This is a genomic window from Pseudomonas fluorescens, assembly GCF_005938625.1.
Classification (GTDB): Bacteria; Pseudomonadota; Gammaproteobacteria; order Pseudomonadales; family Pseudomonadaceae; genus Aquipseudomonas; species Aquipseudomonas fluorescens_BD.
Genome location: NZ_VCNJ01000005.1, coordinates 23,765 through 39,734, shown reverse-complemented (window position 1 = coordinate 39,734; position 15,970 = coordinate 23,765). Strand labels below are relative to the sequence as shown.

Sequence of the window (15,970 nt, the reverse complement as noted above, 5' to 3'; positions counted from 1 at the left end):
CGCGAATTCTATAACTCGAAAAAAGGACGGCGATATGACGGTGGCTCTGTGGTGTGTGTTGATTGCGATTTTTCTGCCGTACATCTGCACTGGCGTGGCGAAAGCCGTGGGTGGCTACCGGTTGAGTGACAACCACGATCCGCGCGACTTTCTCGAAAGTCTCAACGGTGTGGCCCGTCGGGCGCACGCGGCGCAACTGAACAGCTTTGAAGTGATGCCGGCGTTTGCAGCGGCGGTGATCATTGCGCATCTGGTGGGAACCGCGCAGTTGGTGACGGTCAATGTGCTGGCGGTGATGTTTATTACCAGTCGCCTGCTGTACATCATTTGCTATCTGGCAGACTGGGCGATCCTGCGTTCGCTGGTGTGGTTTGTGGGGATGGGATTGATTGCTTCGTTCTTCTTCGTGTCGGTGTAAAAAGAGCAAGATCAAAAGATCGCAGCCTGCGGCAGCTCCTACAGAGGAATACGTACTCCTGTAGGAGCTGCCGAAGGCTGCGATCTTTTGCTTTTTAAGGTTTGTCGGCCACCTGCGGCACTTGCGGCAACGCCGCGCCTTTTGGCCAGAGCATCCAGATCTGCCCTTGCTGTTTCATGTCTCCGGCCAATTGCCCCGCCGCATCACCCGTGCCCCAGAACAGATCTGCACGGACCTCACCGGCAATCGCGCCGCCGGTGTCCTGCGCCGCCACCGGACGCACCAGTGCCGTACCATCCGGTTTTGTCGTCGACAGCCACAGCAGACTGCCCAAGGGAATCACCTTGCGATCCACCGCTGCGCTGTAACCCGCCGTCAACGGTACGTTCAGCGAACCGCGTGGGCCTTCGTTGCTGTCCGGGTTGCGGGTGAAGAACACATAGCTCGGATTGCTGCCGAGCAGTTCCGGGATCCGCGCCGGGTTGGCTTTTGCCCAGTTGCTGATCGCGTTCATGGTCACGTCTTCTTTCTTCAGCTCACCCTGCTCGACCAGCCAGCGGCCGATCGGCCGGTACGGATGGCCGTTCTGGTCGGCGTAAGCGATGCGCAGCTGTTTGCCGTCCTGGGTCTGAATCCGCCCTGAACCCTGAATTTGCAGGAATTGCAGATTCATCGGATCGGTCAGGTAGGCAACCACGGGGGCTTTGACGCCTTTGGATTCGATGGTGGCTGCGTCGTCGTAAGGCTTGAGCACTCGGCCTTCGAGGCGACCGCGCAGACGCTTGCCTTTCAGTTCCGGGTAAATGCTGTCCAGCGAGACGATGATCATGTCTTCCGGCACGCCGTACACCGGCACATTGGCCGTGTCGGTCGGCGTCAAACTGCCGGGGTAGACCGGTTCGTAGTAACCGGTGATCAAGCCGTTGGGGTTGTCGTTCTCAGCGCGCAGGCCGTAGACGTCGAGGTTTTGTTTGAGGAAGGCGCGAATCTCGCCAGCACTTTGCGGGACGTTGGCCGCGGCGGCGCAGGTGCTGCCCCAGACGGCGTCAGCCTTGAGCCGGGTGCACGCGCTGCGCCACGAACCGAAGCCGGCGACCAGATCGCTATCGGACACTGCCGGCAATGCTTCCCAGGTGGCGCTGGAATAAGTGGCCAGTGCGTGGGTTTTTGGCTTGGCGCTGTCACCGCCGGTGCAGCCGGCGAGGATTGCCAGCAGTGGCAGGGTTGCGATCAGCGGGTAACGCCAGGCCTGGAAGCGGCTGTTCATGGAGTGATTCCTGTGCCGGTTGGCCGAGTGCTCCATGCGCTCGAACAACCCGTATTTTTAATAGGGCTATTGGTGTTTGGCGGGGACGCGAGGATACTGGCCGCCGAATTCCGTGACCTGAAGCCACCATGACTCTTAAAAGCATTTCTGTTGTATTGCTGGCCTGTCTGACCTTGTCCGCCTGTGGCGGTGTCGATCCGAATTCCCCGCTGGGCCAGCGTAAGGCTATCTTCAAGCAAATGCTCAAAACCGGCGAAGACCTGGGCGGCATGTTGCGTGGGCGCATTCCGTTCGACGGGCCGAAGTTCGCCGAAGGCGCGGTCAAGCTCGATGCGTTGTCCCATGAACCGTGGAAGCATTTCCCGCAGGTGCGTGAAGAAGATCACACCAGCGCCAAGGACGATGTCTGGAAGCAGCAGGCGCGTTTTCAGGAAATGGCCCGCAACCTTGAAGCGGCCACCGGTGAATTGGTGATTGCCAGTCAGGTTCAGCCGTACAAGGCCAGCAATCTCGGGCCGGCGGTGCAGAAAGTTGAAGATGCCTGCAGTGCTTGCCATAAACAGTTTCGCGATCATTGATAGTTAAAAGATCGCAGCCTGCGGTAGCTCCTGCATTGATCAGGGTAGGAGCTGCCGCAGGCTGCGATCTTTTGATTTTTACTTATCGATTTCGTCCAGCGCGTCTTGCAGTTCTTTGCGCGACTCAGCCAGCTTGTCTTTGCGCTTGTTGATCTTCTCCGGATCGCCTTTTTTCATGGCTTTGTCGAGATCAGCCTGACGCTTGCTCACTTCGTGCTTGGCTTCGAGCACTTTGTTTTCGCGTTCTTTCTTCAGACCCGCGTCGGTGCAGTTTTTTGTCACTTCATCCAGAGCCGTTTGCAGGCCGGCCTGCTGATCGGCATTGCCGCGCGATTTGGCCTGTTCGATCTGATTCATGATGCCCTGCTTCTTGGCAGCGCAGCCGGTCAGGCCCGGGGCGTCTTCGTCGGCCATCACAGGGGCGGCCATTACGCCGCAAAGGGTCAGCAAGGCGAGCGGTGCGAAAAATTTCATAAAAGCTCCATGTGCAAAGGCAATCGGGTCGGTCAGGCACTGCGCTGTTGGAGCGCCTGGGTGGCCGATGGGTTCCCGGCGCGCCGGGATTGTGTAGTCAGAAACCGTCGATTCCGGCGGCATGTAAGGTTTCGCTCAAGGCCAGTACCTGCGGGTCGCGAAAGAATGCGCTCAATTGCGCTGCGCGTCCCGGGCCGATACCGGCTTCTGCCTGCCATTGTTCCGTGTTGCGTTGTGCCAGCGCCTGCCAGGAGTCAGCAAGTGCTGCCTGTCCGGTTGGCGGTAAGCCCAAGGCTTTGAGCCATTGGGCGAAGGGCCGTTGGCGCGCGCTGTGAAAACTGTTCATCAGGCGTTCGCTGCTGCGCTCGCCGAAGCCGGCAATGTTAGCAAGCTCTGGCGCGTCGAGGGTCAACCAATCCAGCAGGTTATTCACGCGGCGTGTTTCGAGAAGTTTCTCCCAGGTGCCGCGACCGACATGATGCATCGCCAGTCCGTTTTTTCCGCTGAGCCAGGTCAAACGGGCGAGAAACTGGCTTTCACAACCGGGGGTCGGTTGCCAACAGCTCAGGGCGTGGAAGTCATCGGCGTTGGGGATATCGATATCTGTGCGTTCGGTGGAGCGCAGTACAACACTGTCGAGCCGAGGAATGGTCAGGCCGGCGAGGCTGATCGCAACCTGATCGCCGGGGCGAATGTCCAGCTCTTGCCAGCGCTTCAACGAACTGGCGCTGACCCGTTTGATTTCGCGGTCATCGAGTGTGACCGGGATCAACTCGATCACCGGTGTGATGCGGCCGGTGCGCCCGATCTTGAAATTGACCTTGCGGACTTCAGCCAATGCCTGAGCAAACGGGTACTTCCAGGCGACTGCCCAGTAGGGTGAGCGCGCTTGCCAGCGCTCGGCGGGCGGGCGCTGACTCTGGCGCAGCACCACGCCGTCGGTGGCAAATGGTAGAGGCGAGCGATACCAGTGGTCGCGCCATTTTTGTGCCTCTGCGAAATCGCTGGCGGGCTGGCTGTACGGCTCAGTCGAGGCGAAGCCCAGTGCCGCCAACCTGGCTATTCGCTCGGGCAAGTCCGGAGAACCTTGCGGCCAGTCCCAAACGAACAGTCCAATACCGGCGGCTTGTTCTGCATTCAGGGATTTACGGCTCATCAATCCGGCGATGGTGGCGCGGGCGTTGACGCTCCCCGCTCTGGCTTGCACGTGTTCGCTCAAGCGCCAGTAGAGTTCACCTTGCACCAGCAGATCCAATGGTTGTGACAGGCGTTGAGGGATAGCGCCGATCTTCTGTGCTGACGGCGTCCAGTCCTGACCACGAACCCCGTCACCGCGACTGATTGCCTGATGCAAAACGCCCGCGCGGTATATCAGCGTTACCGCGACGCCATCGACTTTGGGTTGTACCCAGACATCCTCGCGGTCGCGCAGCCACGTTTCCACGGCAGCCGCCTCGTGCAGTTTATCCAGGCCTGTATGGGCGATGGGATGTGCGATTGAGCCTGAGGCCGTGCGCAGTGGCACAGGGGGGGATGGCAGATCGAAACAGCGCCTCCAGTCGCTTAAGCGCAGACGTGACTGATCGTAAAGTTCGTCAGCAATCAGCGAGCGTCCTTCGCGGTGATAGGCGTCGTCCCATTGGTCGATCTGTGTTTGCAGGGTGGCGATTTCTTTTTGCGCGGTGGGGACAGGCCAGTCAGGGCAAGCGGCGTAAGCGATCAGGTGGGTGAAGCTCAGCAGAAGAATTGAAAAAAGGCGCAGCGTGGCAAGCATGTTGAGCGTCCTTGCTCAGGGGAATGCTTGAAGATTAGTCAGGATTCAGAGCAGCAACGGGTGGGTGTTTTGCATCGTGTTTCAGTTATGAAAATCAAAAGATCGCAGCCTTCGGCAGCTCCTGCACGAGGCGTGCGTTTCATTTGTAGGAGCTGCCGAAGGCTGCGATCTTTTGCTCTTTTCGAGGCATGAAAAAGCCCCGCACGGCGCGAACCGTGCGGGGCTTTTTGTGCAACCGGGAAAGTCTTACAGACCAGCAGCAGAACGCAGGGCGTCGGCGCGGTCGGTTTTTTCCCAAGTGAAGGTGGTGAAGGTGTCTTCGCCAACAGTCTTGGTCTCTGGCGTGCGACCGAAGTGGCCGTACGCTGCAGTTTCCTGGTACATCGGGTGCAGCAGGTCGAGCATGGTGGTGATTGCGTATGGACGCAGGTCGAACACTTCACGCACCAGTTTGACGATCTTGTCATCGCTGATCTTGCCGGTGCCGAAGGTGTTCAGCGAGATCGAAGTAGGCTGAGCCACACCGATCGCGTAGGAAACCTGAATCTCGCAACGCTCGGCCAGGCCGGCCGCGACGATGTTCTTGGCAACGTAACGGCCAGCGTAGGCGGCCGAACGGTCAACCTTCGATGGATCCTTGCCGGAGAACGCGCCGCCGCCGTGACGGGCCATGCCGCCGTAGCTGTCGACGATGATCTTGCGACCGGTCAGACCGCAGTCACCTACCGGGCCGCCAATGATGAACTGGCCGGTCGGGTTGATGTGGAACTGGGTGTCTTTGCTCAGCAGTTCGGCAGGCAGCACGTGCTTGACGATCAGCTCCATCACGCCTTCGCGCAGGTCTTTGTACGACACTTCAGGGTTGTGCTGGGTCGACAGAACAACGGCGTCGATACCGACAACCTTGCCGCCTTCGTAACGGCAAGTCACTTGCGACTTGGCGTCTGGACGCAGCCAAGGCAGCAGACCCGATTTACGGGCTTCGGCCTGGCGCTGTACCAACTGGTGCGAGAAGGTGATCGGCGCTGGCATCAAAACGTCGGTTTCGTTGCTGGCGTAGCCGAACATCAGGCCCTGGTCGCCGGCGCCCTGATCTTCAGGTTTGGCACGGTCAACACCCTGGTTGATGTCTGGGGACTGCTTGCCGATGATGTTCATCACGCCGCAGGTCGCGCCGTCGAAGCCGACGTCGGAGCTGTTATAGCCGATGTCGAGAATCACGTTACGCACGATCTCTTCCAGATCGACCCAGGCGCTGGTGGTGACTTCACCGGCAACGATGGCCACGCCAGTCTTGACCAGGGTTTCCACGGCAACGCGTGCGTGTTTGTCCTGGGTAATGATGGCGTCCAGCACCGCATCGGAAATCTGGTCGGCTATTTTGTCCGGATGCCCTTCGGACACGGACTCGGAGGTGAAGAGGGAGTATTCGCTCATCTCGATGTTTTCCTGAATTTACCGATGGTGAGTGTCGCCAGCCGGTCGCTGAAAGTGGCGGACCTGGATCTGGAAACCATTACGTAAGCCTACATAGAGGCTTTCCCCGGGAACGAGTCCCGCAGCGGTGGCCCAACGGGCCAAATCGTCCTGTTCAAACCCCAACCAGAGATCACCGCAGGCCTCCCTGGCCCAACTCTGGTTGTGGCTACATAACTCTGTCACGAGCAGGCTACCGCCCGGTTGCAGCAGGTCGGCCATGTGCTTGAGCGCATCGGCCGGCGCGGCGAAATGGTGCAGCACCATGTTCAGTACCACGCAATCGGCCTTGAGGCTTGTGCCATTCAATGCATCGGCCAATTGCAGGCTGACGTTAGCCAGCTGTTCACGTTCACATACCTGACGCGCCAGTTCGAGCATCGCCGGGCTGTTGTCCAGCGCGGTTACGGTGCCGAAACGACGCGCCAGTTCCGGCAGAAAAGCACCATCGCCGGGGCCGACTTCAATGGCCGTGGCAGCACCATCGAAATTCAGTTTGTCGAGCAGGGCCAGCACGCTTTCGCGGTACTGCGGCAAGCCTGCGATCAAATCCTGCTGGGCGCGAAATTTCTCCGCGACCCGGGCGAAAAAGTCCTGACTGGCCGCCGCACGTTGGCCGTGCACCTGTTCAATGCGCGTCTGCACATCGTCAGGCAGCGTCAGGTTGTCGACTTCTTCTAACAATGCTGCGTGCAACTTGCCGCCCAACAGTTCGGTGTGGGGCAGGGCGCGGCGATAGAAAATCGCGTTGCCTTCGCGGCGTGTCGCCACCAGGTCGGCCTGCGCCAACACTTTAAGGTGATGACTCATGCCTGACTGGCCGATGCCGAAAATCTGCGCCAGCTCCAGTACACCGAACGAGTCGTTGGCCAGCGCGCGCAATACATTCAGCCGCAACGGATCGCCGCCGGCCTTGCACAGGGCCGCCAGCTCGTCGCAATCGTCATGGCGAATGGAAGGCACGCGTAAATTCATAGGGCCGCAGTCTAGTGACGGGGGGAATTCATCGCAAGGGCAATATCAAAAAGTTTTGATATTGCTCGATAAATGGCACTTCTCACCAAGCGGTTAACTCTACAAACGAGTAGCGGAAAGGTTTCACCAACAGAAAGCGCCGCTATCCATTGGAAAAACGCCCCCCGATGACTATCTGTCATTGCCCCGAGGCGCTCCGGTGAGGGAAAATGCCCTCCTTTTTTCCGTTTCGACTTACCAGAACCCAGGAGATCAGCGATGCCTAGCCGTCGTGAGCGTGCCAACGCCATTCGTGCCCTCAGCATGGATGCCGTGCAAAAAGCCAACAGCGGCCATCCCGGTGCCCCTATGGGTATGGCAGATATCGCCGAAGTGCTTTGGCGCGACTACCTCAAGCACAACCCGAGCAATCCATCGTTCGCCGACCGTGACCGCTTCGTGCTGTCCAACGGCCACGGCTCGATGTTGATCTACTCGCTGCTGCACCTGACCGGTTACGACCTGTCGATCGACGACCTCAAGCAGTTCCGTCAATTGCACAGCCGCACCCCGGGCCACCCGGAATTCGGTTACACCCCGGGCGTTGAAACCACCACCGGCCCGCTGGGTCAGGGGCTGGCTAACGCCGTCGGTTTCGCTCTGGCAGAAAAAGTTCTGGCAGCGCAGTTCAACCGCCCGAACCACAACATCGTTGACCACCACACCTACGTATTCCTGGGTGATGGCTGCATGATGGAAGGCATTTCCCACGAAGTCGCGTCCCTGGCCGGTACTCTGGGTCTGGGCAAGCTGATTGCGTTCTATGATGACAACGGCATCTCCATCGACGGCGAAGTCGAAGGCTGGTTCACCGATGACACCCCGAAGCGTTTCGAAGCCTACAACTGGCAAGTGATCCGCAACGTTGACGGTCACGACCCGGAAGAGATCAAGACCGCTATCGAAACCGCGCGCAAGAGCCCGCTGCCGACGCTTATCTGCTGCAAGACCACTATCGGTTTCGGCTCGCCGAACAAGCAGGGCAAAGAGGACTGCCACGGCGCTCCACTGGGCGACGCGGAAATCGCTCTGACCCGTCAGGCGCTGAACTGGAACCACGGCCCGTTCGAAATCCCGGCCGACATCTATGCCGAGTGGGATGCCAAGGAAAAAGGTCGCGCGGCCGAAGCCGAGTGGGATCAGCGTTTCGCTGCCTACTCCGCTGCATTCCCGACCGAAGCCAACGAACTGATCCGTCGTCTGAGCGGTGAACTGCCGGCTGACTTCTCCGAAAAAGCCTCGGCCTACATCGCTGAAGTTGCGGCCAAAGGCGAAACCATCGCCAGCCGTAAAGCCAGCCAGAACACTCTGAACGCGTTCGGCCCGCTGTTGCCGGAACTGCTTGGCGGCTCCGCTGACCTGGCCGGTTCCAACCTGACCCTGTGGAAAGGTTGCAAAGGTGTCAGCGCTGAAGATGCCAGCGGCAACTACATGTACTACGGCGTGCGCGAATTCGGCATGACCGCAATCATGAACGGCGTAACCCTGCACGGCGGCCTGGTGCCTTACGGCGCGACCTTCCTGATGTTCATGGAATACGCCCGCAACGCCGTGCGCATGTCGGCGCTGATGAAGAAGCAAGTGATTCACGTCTACACCCACGACTCCATCGGTCTGGGCGAAGACGGCCCGACGCACCAGCCGATCGAGCAACTGACCAGCCTGCGTACCACACCAAACCTCGACACCTGGCGTCCAGCCGATGCCGTTGAATCGGCCGTGGCCTGGAAAAACGCTCTGGAGCGCAAGGACGGCCCATCGGCGCTGATCTTCTCGCGTCAGAACCTGCAACACCAGGAACGCGATGCCGGCCAGATCGCCGACATCAGCCGTGGCGGTTATGTATTGAAGGACTGCGCAGGCGAGCCTGAGCTGATCCTGATTTCGACCGGTTCGGAAGTGGGTCTGGCGGTTCAGGCTTACGACAAACTGACCGAGCAAGGTCGCAAGGTGCGTGTGGTTTCCATGCCTTGCACCAGCGTGTTCGATGCTCAGGACGCTGGCTACAAGCAAGCCGTGCTGCCGTTGCAGGTGAGCGCGCGTATTGCCATCGAAGCGGCTCACGCCGACTTCTGGTTCAAGTACGTGGGTCTGGAAGGTCGCGTGATCGGCATGACCACTTACGGCGAATCGGCTCCGGCTTCGGCACTGTTCGAAGAGTTCGGCTTCACCCTGGAAAACATCCTGGGTCAGGCTGAAGAGCTGCTGGAAGACTAAGCAGTACGAATGCGGTGGCCCCAGCCACCGCATTCCCCTGTAGGAGCTGCCGGAGGCTGCGATCTTTTGATCTTGATCTTAAAAAAAACAGGATCAAAAGATCGCAGCCTTCGGCAGCTCCTACAGGGGGTTGTGTTGTAGCGAATACTATCGAGAACCCCATGCCTCAACCGCGTCCCTACAAAGTTGCACTCAACGGCTACGGCCGGATTGGTCGTTGCGTCTTGCGTGCGTTGTTTGAGCGAGGCGAAAAAGCCGGGTTTGAAATTGTCGCGATCAACGATCTGGCGGACATGGCCAGCATCGAATACCTGACACGCTTCGACTCCACCCACGGCCGCTTTCCGGGCGAAGTGCGAGTAGAAGGCGATTGTCTCTATATTAATGGCGACTGCGTGAAGGTCCTGCGCAGTGCCACCCCCGAAGGCATCGATTGGGCGTCGCTGGGCGTCGATCTGGTGCTTGAGTGTTCCGGTGCCTATAACACCCGTGAAGACGGCCAGCGCTTTCTCGACGCCGGCGCGCCACGCGTGTTGTTCTCGCAGCCGATGGCCAGCGAGGCGGATGTCGACGCCACCATCGTTTACGGCGTCAATCAGGATTGCCTGACCGGCGACGAACTGCTGGTGTCCAACGCCTCCTGCACCACCAACTGCGGCGTGCCGCTGTTGCGCCTGCTCGACAAGGCGATCGGCCTCGATTACGTGTCGATCACCACCATTCACTCGGCGATGAACGATCAACCGGTGATCGACGCTTATCACCACGAAGACCTGCGCCGCACCCGTTCGGCGTTCCAGTCGGTGATCCCGGTGTCCACTGGTCTGGCGCGCGGTATCGAGCGTCTGCTGCCGGAACTTGCCGGGCGAATTCAGGCCAAAGCCGTACGCGTGCCGACGGTCAACGTGTCCTGCCTCGACATCACGATGCAGACCGCCACCGCGACCGACGCCAATGAGGTCAACCGGATTCTGCGCGAGGCCGCCACCCATGGCCCGCTCAAAGGCCTGCTGGCCTATACCGAGTTGCCGCACGCCAGCTGTGATTTCAACCATGACCCACATTCGGCCATCGTCGATGCCAGTCAGACCCGAGTTTCCGGCCCAAGGCTGGTGAACATCCTGGCCTGGTTCGACAACGAATGGGGTTTTGCCAACCGAATGCTGGACGTTGCAGAACACTATCTGCAAACAGCAACTTCAAAAAAACCGTAGGAAGTGCGACCCATGACCGTGTTGAAGATGTCCGACCTCGATCTGCAAGGTAAGCGCGTATTGATCCGCGAAGACCTCAACGTCCCAGTCAAGGACGGTGTTGTCACCAGCGATGCGCGTATCCTGGCTTCGCTGCCGACCATCAAGCTGGCCCTGGAAAAAGGCGCGGCCGTGATGGTCTGCTCGCACCTTGGCCGTCCGACCGAAGGCGAATTCTCCGCCGAGAACAGCCTCAAGCCTGTCGCTGACTACCTGAGCAAAGCATTGGGCCGCGAAGTGCCGCTGGTCGCTGATTACCTGGGCGGCGTTGACGTCAAGGCCGGCGACATCGTGCTGTTCGAAAACGTGCGCTTCAACAAGGGCGAGAAAAAGAACGCTGACGAACTGGCCCAGCAATACGCGGCTTTGTGCGACGTGTTCGTGATGGACGCGTTCGGCACCGCCCACCGCGCCGAGGGTTCGACCCACGGCGTGGCCAAGTTCGCCAAAGTCGCCGCTGCTGGCCCGTTGCTGGCCGCTGAACTGGACGCACTGGGCAAAGCGCTGGGCGCACCGGCTCAGCCGATGGCAGCCATCGTTGCCGGCTCCAAGGTGTCGACCAAACTCGACGTGCTGAACAGCCTGAGCCAGATCTGCAATCAACTGATCGTCGGCGGCGGCATCGCCAACACCTTCCTCGCGGCGGCCGGTCACCCGGTTGGCAAGTCGCTGTACGAACCGGACCTGCTCGACACCGCGCGCGCCATCGCTGCCAAAGTCAGCGTGCCATTGCCGGTTGACGTGGTGGTTGCCAAGGAATTCGCCGAAACTGCTGAAGCGACCGTCAAGCTGATCGCTGACGTCGCGGCTGATGACATGATTCTGGACATCGGCCCGCAAACTGCAGCCAACTTCGCTGAACTGCTGAAATCGTCGAAAACCATTCTGTGGAACGGCCCGGTCGGCGTGTTCGAGTTCGACCAGTTCGGCAACGGCACCAAAGTGCTGGCCCAGGCCATCGCTGAAAGCTCGGCGTTCTCCATCGCTGGCGGTGGCGACACCCTGGCTGCGATCGATAAATATGGCGTGGCTAAGCAAATCTCCTACATTTCCACCGGTGGTGGCGCGTTCCTCGAATTCGTCGAAGGCAAAGTGCTGCCCGCCGTTGAAGTCCTGGAAAGCCGGGCCAAGGCCTGAGGCCGCCCGTTTGGCCAGGCAAAGGAGTGTTTACATGGTCAAGTCGTTAGCGCTGTTGTTGCTGACCGGTACGCTGGCGGCCTGCGGGAGTAACCCGAAGGCCGAGGCCACGCCGGCGCCGAGCGAGTCGCAGAAGGGCTGTTATCAGGCTGACTGGCAGGCTGAAACCAACCCGGTGCTGAACAAGCGTTCGGGGCCGGACGGTCTGGACAAATACGAGACGCAAACCCCGGCCAAGGAACATGGTTGTCCTTGACGGGTCTGACTCTTTAACTCAGGGCTGGCGGCATGCGCCGTCAGTCGAGGAACACGGATGAAAGGCTTGATCGCCATTGCGGCGTTGGCATTGTTGGGCGGTTGCGCGCAGTTGAACCTGTTTCAGTCGTCTGCCCCGGCGGACAACTGGACCACCTGGACCTGCGACAGCCAGGCCAAGGTGCTGTGGCGTTACGCCGATGCCGGTCAGAAGGAAGTCGACGTTCGACTGGGTGGCGGTGATCAGGTCTATCGCCTGAAAGAAGAGCCAGGCGCTTCGGGCACGCTGTACAGCGACGGCATGCTGGCGTTTCACGTCAAGGGAGAGGAAGGCCTGGTGTACTGGGTCGCCACCAATGACCTGATCGGCCGCGGCTGCAAGGCGCAGTAATTGACACACCACAGTTCTAATGTGGGAGCGAGCCTGCTCGCGAAAGCGGTCTGACAGGCACTGCATCAGCGACTGCAAGATTGCTTTCGCGAGCAGGCTCGCTCCCACAGGGGTTCTGTGTAGCTCTCAGGATTTTGCTTTATCGAATCACCAGACCGGGCCTCAACCCCCGATCTGCAATCACTTGAATAGCCGCCGCCGCTCCGGCAGGCTGGCACGATTAACGACCCTCAACCGGGAGAGACACACACAATGGCACTTATCAGCATGCGCCAGATGTTGGACCACGCAGCCGAATTTGGCTACGGCGTTCCAGCCTTCAACGTCAACAACCTTGAGCAGATGCGCGCCATCATGGAAGCCGCTGACAAGACTGACTCCCCGGTGATCGTCCAGGCTTCGGCCGGCGCTCGCAAATACGCCGGCGCGCCATTCCTGCGTCACCTGATCCTCGCCGCGATCGAAGAGTTCCCGCACATCCCGGTGTGCATGCACCAGGACCACGGCACCAGCCCTGACGTCTGCCAGCGCTCGATTCAACTGGGCTTCAGCTCGGTGATGATGGACGGCTCGCTCGGCGAAGACGGCAAGACCCCGACCGACTACGACTACAACGTACGTGTTACTCAACAAACCGTGGCCATGGCGCACGCCTGCGGCGTTTCGGTAGAAGGCGAGCTGGGCTGCCTGGGTTCGCTGGAAACCGGCATGGCCGGTGAAGAAGACGGCATCGGCGCCGAAGGCGTTCTGGATCACAGCCAAATGCTGACCGACCCGGAAGAAGCCGCTGACTTCGTAAAACGCACTCAGGTCGACGCCCTGGCCATCGCCATCGGCACCAGCCACGGCGCTTACAAGTTCACCAAGCCACCAACCGGTGACGTGCTGGCCATCGACCGCATCAAGGAAATCCACAAGCGCATCCCGAACACCCACCTGGTGATGCACGGTTCCTCGTCGGTGCCACAAGAGTGGCTGGCGATCATCAACCAGTACGGCGGCGACATCAAAGAAACCTACGGCGTACCGGTTGAAGAAATCGTCGAAGGCATCAAGCACGGCGTGCGCAAGGTCAACATCGACACCGACCTGCGCCTGGCGTCCACCGGTGCGATGCGTCGCCTGATGGCCACCAACCCGAGCGAATTCGACCCGCGTAAATTCTTCGGCGCCACTGTTACGGCGATGCGTGATGTGTGTATCGCTCGTTATGAAGCGTTCGGTACTGCCGGTAATGCTTCGAAGATCAAACCGATCTCGCTGGAAGCGATGTACCAGCGTTATCTGAAGGGTGAGTTGAACGCCAAGGTTAACTAAGCCTTCGGACTCTCCTGTGTCATAAAAAACCCGCCGTGAGGCGGGTTTTTTGTGCACTGTTGTTACCCTTTTGTGAAGTTCATATTGTAGGTTTTACCCACATTCGGCCCGCCTGATACAACCTTGACAGTACCGTTCAAATTACTGTCGTTGGCGTCGGTCGATTTTAAGCTGATGGTGAGTGAACTGTCGCCATGCCCATATTCATCTCCATCTGAGGCCTTTGCTTTGGCTTGAAGATTAAAGGTCCTTGAGTTCTTCGCGGTGTAGTTTCCGGTGACGGTAAAGTTGAACCCGTAATATTGCATTTTGCCATGGCTTAACTGTCCGTTTTGTTGGCTTGGTTCGTCAAATGTCAGTGTGGCGCAATTGCTTTCGCCTGTATCAGAGACGGTACCTTGATAAGTAGGCATTATATTAACCTTTCGTTCGCGATATTTAAGGCTCGGGCTGCATGCCAGTCCGAAGTGGTTTTTTCGTATCACGTTGATGAGGTTAGGTTGAAGGCGGGCTTCTGTAACCTGATAGAAATGACAGTTTTTTATAGTTATTCGCGATGTTCTGGTCGGGCGATTCACTAAATGGCTATAAGTAATTGCGGGGCAGATCAAAAATCAAAGGACATCAGGATTTATGGCTCTGTCCGTAAGGTTTAATTATTAGAAGCACCCTTGGCGCATCCATGGTTGAGGAGTAGGTATTGAATGTGCTGTTCACTAAGGAGCTGGTAGTTTTGAAATTCTGTCTGTCAAAGGGGGACGGATTTATTAATTAAGATTTTGCTGGAAGCGTTTTTTCCGCGTTATCTGGAGGGGAGTTGAGCGCCAAGGTTAAATAAGCCTGACCGTTAAACTGCTTTAAAAGAAACCCGCCGTTAGGCGGGTTTTAGTGGGCGGTGATTTCTTGCGGTTACGACGCTATCCAAAGGTCAGAGAAAATGGCGCTGCCGCTTGCTCAATGGCGTTGACCACATGAGGCGCTTGTTCACGATATTTAGGATAGCGCTTGAGCACCGCTTCAATCGAGGCAAGCAGATGCTGAATACGCTCTTTGGGTTGGTCGATTTCACAGGTGTGAGCGAATTCCAGGAGCCCTTGTCGTGAGGCGAACATTGACTTGTTGCCCGCCAGATCCAATGCCAAAACATCTTCTGGAATATAGGCCGTGGTGTTGACGATGTCGTAAGCCGGCGCCAGATGCGCATCGCGTTGCGTGGGTTCTGAATAGAGCAATCCGAAATTTTTCAAATGAGCGTCGCCGTTTCCGACGATGCAGCTCAGGGCGACGCTATCGAAGAGTTGATCAAGCGACGTACGCAAGTGTCTCACCGGGCAAAACACTCGGACAGCCTTGGCGATTGCCGCATAACTTTTGCTGTACTTCTGATTAGCCGACAGCCCCATCAGCACGGCCATGTCTTCAAACCCAATGGGGTTGAGCTGGTCGTCGCGGTCAAATCGACGCATGACAAACAGTTTGGCGTTGTCGGAAAGGTAAAACGGTGGAACGGGAATACCCGCCTCTTTCGCCATGGACATGCAAAGGAATTCGTTGATCGCCAGGCCCGGAAATTCGTCTCTGCCACTCTTGATGATCAGATCCGAGGTTTTGGATGTCACTCTCGGCAATTCTATTTCTTGCCGCTCCGGCACCAGCAACTTGGGTTGAACACCTGAAATGCCCGCCCGCAGGATGTAGCGATCAAGCATGTCGGCGAAGATATCTTCCGTACCGTCCCACGTGAGAATCTCTTCGAGTTTTTCTCCCGGAAAATCTTGCGCCTGCAACAATGCATCAACGGTTTCAGAGCGTACATGAACCCTGCCAATCGGCGATGTACTGCCGGAAAGCGCCAGTAGCAGCATCGGGTCGACGTTCACAGTTTTGGCCAAGCGGTTGCGCAACTGCTCCAATACATAGCCTTCTGGCAGGTTCATCTGAAAAACAGGGTGCAGCTCGCGCCGACGAAATTCGTCATGTCGCACAGGCATCGAGAGGCTGATCGCCATTTGTGGCGATGCATCTTCGTGATAACGGAAAGTGAAATCCTCGGCATCGCTGAACAGTCTGCCGCTATTACCCTCAGGGGTACTGACTTGAAGAGAGGACATTTTCATTCGAATAAATCTCCAAGCTCTTCAAGGGTTGGCATCGTTACTGGAACCACCGAGAGTTCGCAGTCCAGCGCAGCTAAAACCCGCGCGTAAGCGATCATGGCGACAGAAAGGGTGCCTTTCTCCACCGCGATGACTTTGTATCGCGTCAGTCCCGCCAGATCGGCAAGCTGCGCCTGCGTCAGGCCACGATTTATACGTTTTTCACGTAATTGAATGCCGAGACGGGTGATCAATAGAGAGTAATCCATGTTGCGCTACCGTAACATTTTGATCTCAATGTAG

At 58.2% G+C, this 15,970-nt stretch carries 16 protein-coding genes; 8 read left to right on the top strand and 8 right to left on the bottom strand.

The window, feature by feature from the left end:
- The first annotated feature begins 34 nt into the window (after positions 1 to 34).
- Entirely contained in the window at positions 35 to 418 is a 384-nt protein-coding gene (locus FGA82_RS04820; protein ID WP_141126215.1) for an MAPEG family protein, read from the top strand.
- A 94-nt stretch (positions 419 to 512) separates the two neighbouring features.
- On the opposite strand, the gene mltA is transcribed toward FGA82_RS04820, so the two are convergent.
- Entirely contained in the window at positions 513 to 1,685 is a 1,173-nt protein-coding gene (mltA, locus tag FGA82_RS04815) for a murein transglycosylase A (protein ID WP_141126214.1), read from the bottom strand.
- A 128-nt stretch (positions 1,686 to 1,813) separates the two neighbouring features.
- On the opposite strand from mltA, the gene FGA82_RS04810 reads away from it, so the two are divergent.
- Positions 1,814 to 2,263 (top strand): c-type cytochrome, encoded by a 450-nt coding sequence (locus tag FGA82_RS04810; protein WP_093429862.1) that lies wholly within the window; start codon positions 1,814 to 1,816, stop codon positions 2,261 to 2,263.
- A 78-nt stretch (positions 2,264 to 2,341) separates the two neighbouring features.
- On the opposite strand, the gene FGA82_RS04805 is transcribed toward FGA82_RS04810, so the two are convergent.
- From FGA82_RS04805 to FGA82_RS04790, 4 genes are all read right to left on the bottom strand, one after another.
- Positions 2,342 to 2,737 (bottom strand): DUF1090 domain-containing protein, encoded by a 396-nt coding sequence (locus FGA82_RS04805; protein WP_141126213.1) that lies wholly within the window; start codon positions 2,735 to 2,737, stop codon positions 2,342 to 2,344.
- 97 nt (positions 2,738 to 2,834) lie between these two features.
- The gene (gene ligB / locus FGA82_RS04800; protein WP_141126212.1) at positions 2,835 to 4,511 is read right to left on the bottom strand and encodes an NAD-dependent DNA ligase LigB; all 1,677 of its coding nucleotides are present in this window, start codon (positions 4,509 to 4,511) and stop codon (positions 2,835 to 2,837) included.
- Between the two features lie 246 nt (positions 4,512 to 4,757).
- A complete protein-coding gene (gene metK, locus FGA82_RS04795; protein ID WP_016987231.1) occupies positions 4,758 to 5,948 on the bottom strand; it encodes a methionine adenosyltransferase in 1,191 nt (396 codons plus the stop codon).
- Positions 5,949 to 5,966: 18 nt separating this feature from the next.
- Entirely contained in the window at positions 5,967 to 6,962 is a 996-nt protein-coding gene (locus FGA82_RS04790; protein WP_141126211.1) for an ArsR/SmtB family transcription factor, read from the bottom strand.
- A 258-nt stretch (positions 6,963 to 7,220) separates the two neighbouring features.
- Here FGA82_RS04790 and tkt point away from each other — a divergent pair, with 258 nt between their 5' ends.
- The 6 genes from tkt (at position 7,221) to fba (ending at position 13,571) form a co-directional block, all read left to right on the top strand.
- Positions 7,221 to 9,218, top strand: coding sequence for a transketolase (gene tkt / locus FGA82_RS04785; RefSeq protein WP_141126210.1), 1,998 nt, complete (start codon positions 7,221 to 7,223; stop codon positions 9,216 to 9,218).
- 161 nt (positions 9,219 to 9,379) lie between these two features.
- Positions 9,380 to 10,432, top strand: a complete 1,053-nt coding sequence (gene epd / locus FGA82_RS04780; RefSeq protein ID WP_141126209.1) for an erythrose-4-phosphate dehydrogenase — start codon at positions 9,380 to 9,382, stop codon at positions 10,430 to 10,432.
- A gap of 12 nt (positions 10,433 to 10,444) precedes the next feature.
- Positions 10,445 to 11,608, top strand: a complete 1,164-nt coding sequence (locus FGA82_RS04775) for a phosphoglycerate kinase (protein WP_141126208.1) — start codon at positions 10,445 to 10,447, stop codon at positions 11,606 to 11,608.
- Positions 11,609 to 11,642: 34 nt separating this feature from the next.
- On the top strand, positions 11,643 to 11,864 hold the full coding sequence (locus FGA82_RS04770) for a hypothetical protein (RefSeq protein WP_007913756.1): 222 nt from the start codon (positions 11,643 to 11,645) through the stop codon (positions 11,862 to 11,864).
- Positions 11,865 to 11,921: 57 nt separating this feature from the next.
- Positions 11,922 to 12,254 carry an MliC family protein gene (locus tag FGA82_RS04765; RefSeq protein ID WP_016987235.1) on the top strand — a complete coding sequence of 111 codons (333 nt, stop codon included), beginning with the start codon at positions 11,922 to 11,924 and terminating at the stop codon, positions 12,252 to 12,254.
- 252 nt (positions 12,255 to 12,506) lie between these two features.
- Entirely contained in the window at positions 12,507 to 13,571 is a 1,065-nt protein-coding gene (gene fba / locus FGA82_RS04760; protein WP_008081027.1) for a class II fructose-bisphosphate aldolase, read from the top strand.
- 62 nt (positions 13,572 to 13,633) lie between these two features.
- Here the strand turns inward: fba and FGA82_RS04755 are convergent, their stop codons facing one another.
- The 3 genes from FGA82_RS04755 to FGA82_RS04745 all read right to left on the bottom strand — a co-directional run bounded on the left by FGA82_RS04755 (position 13,634) and on the right by FGA82_RS04745 (position 15,936).
- The gene (locus FGA82_RS04755) at positions 13,634 to 13,984 is read right to left on the bottom strand and encodes a hypothetical protein (protein ID WP_141126207.1); all 351 of its coding nucleotides are present in this window, start codon (positions 13,982 to 13,984) and stop codon (positions 13,634 to 13,636) included.
- A 504-nt stretch (positions 13,985 to 14,488) separates the two neighbouring features.
- Positions 14,489 to 15,688, bottom strand: a complete 1,200-nt coding sequence (locus FGA82_RS04750; protein ID WP_141126206.1) for a type II toxin-antitoxin system HipA family toxin — start codon at positions 15,686 to 15,688, stop codon at positions 14,489 to 14,491.
- Positions 15,685 to 15,936, bottom strand: coding sequence for a helix-turn-helix domain-containing protein (locus FGA82_RS04745; protein ID WP_141126205.1), 252 nt, complete (start codon positions 15,934 to 15,936; stop codon positions 15,685 to 15,687). The genes FGA82_RS04750 and FGA82_RS04745 overlap by 4 nt, the downstream gene beginning before the upstream one ends.
- Positions 15,937 to 15,970: the final 34 nt, after the last annotated feature.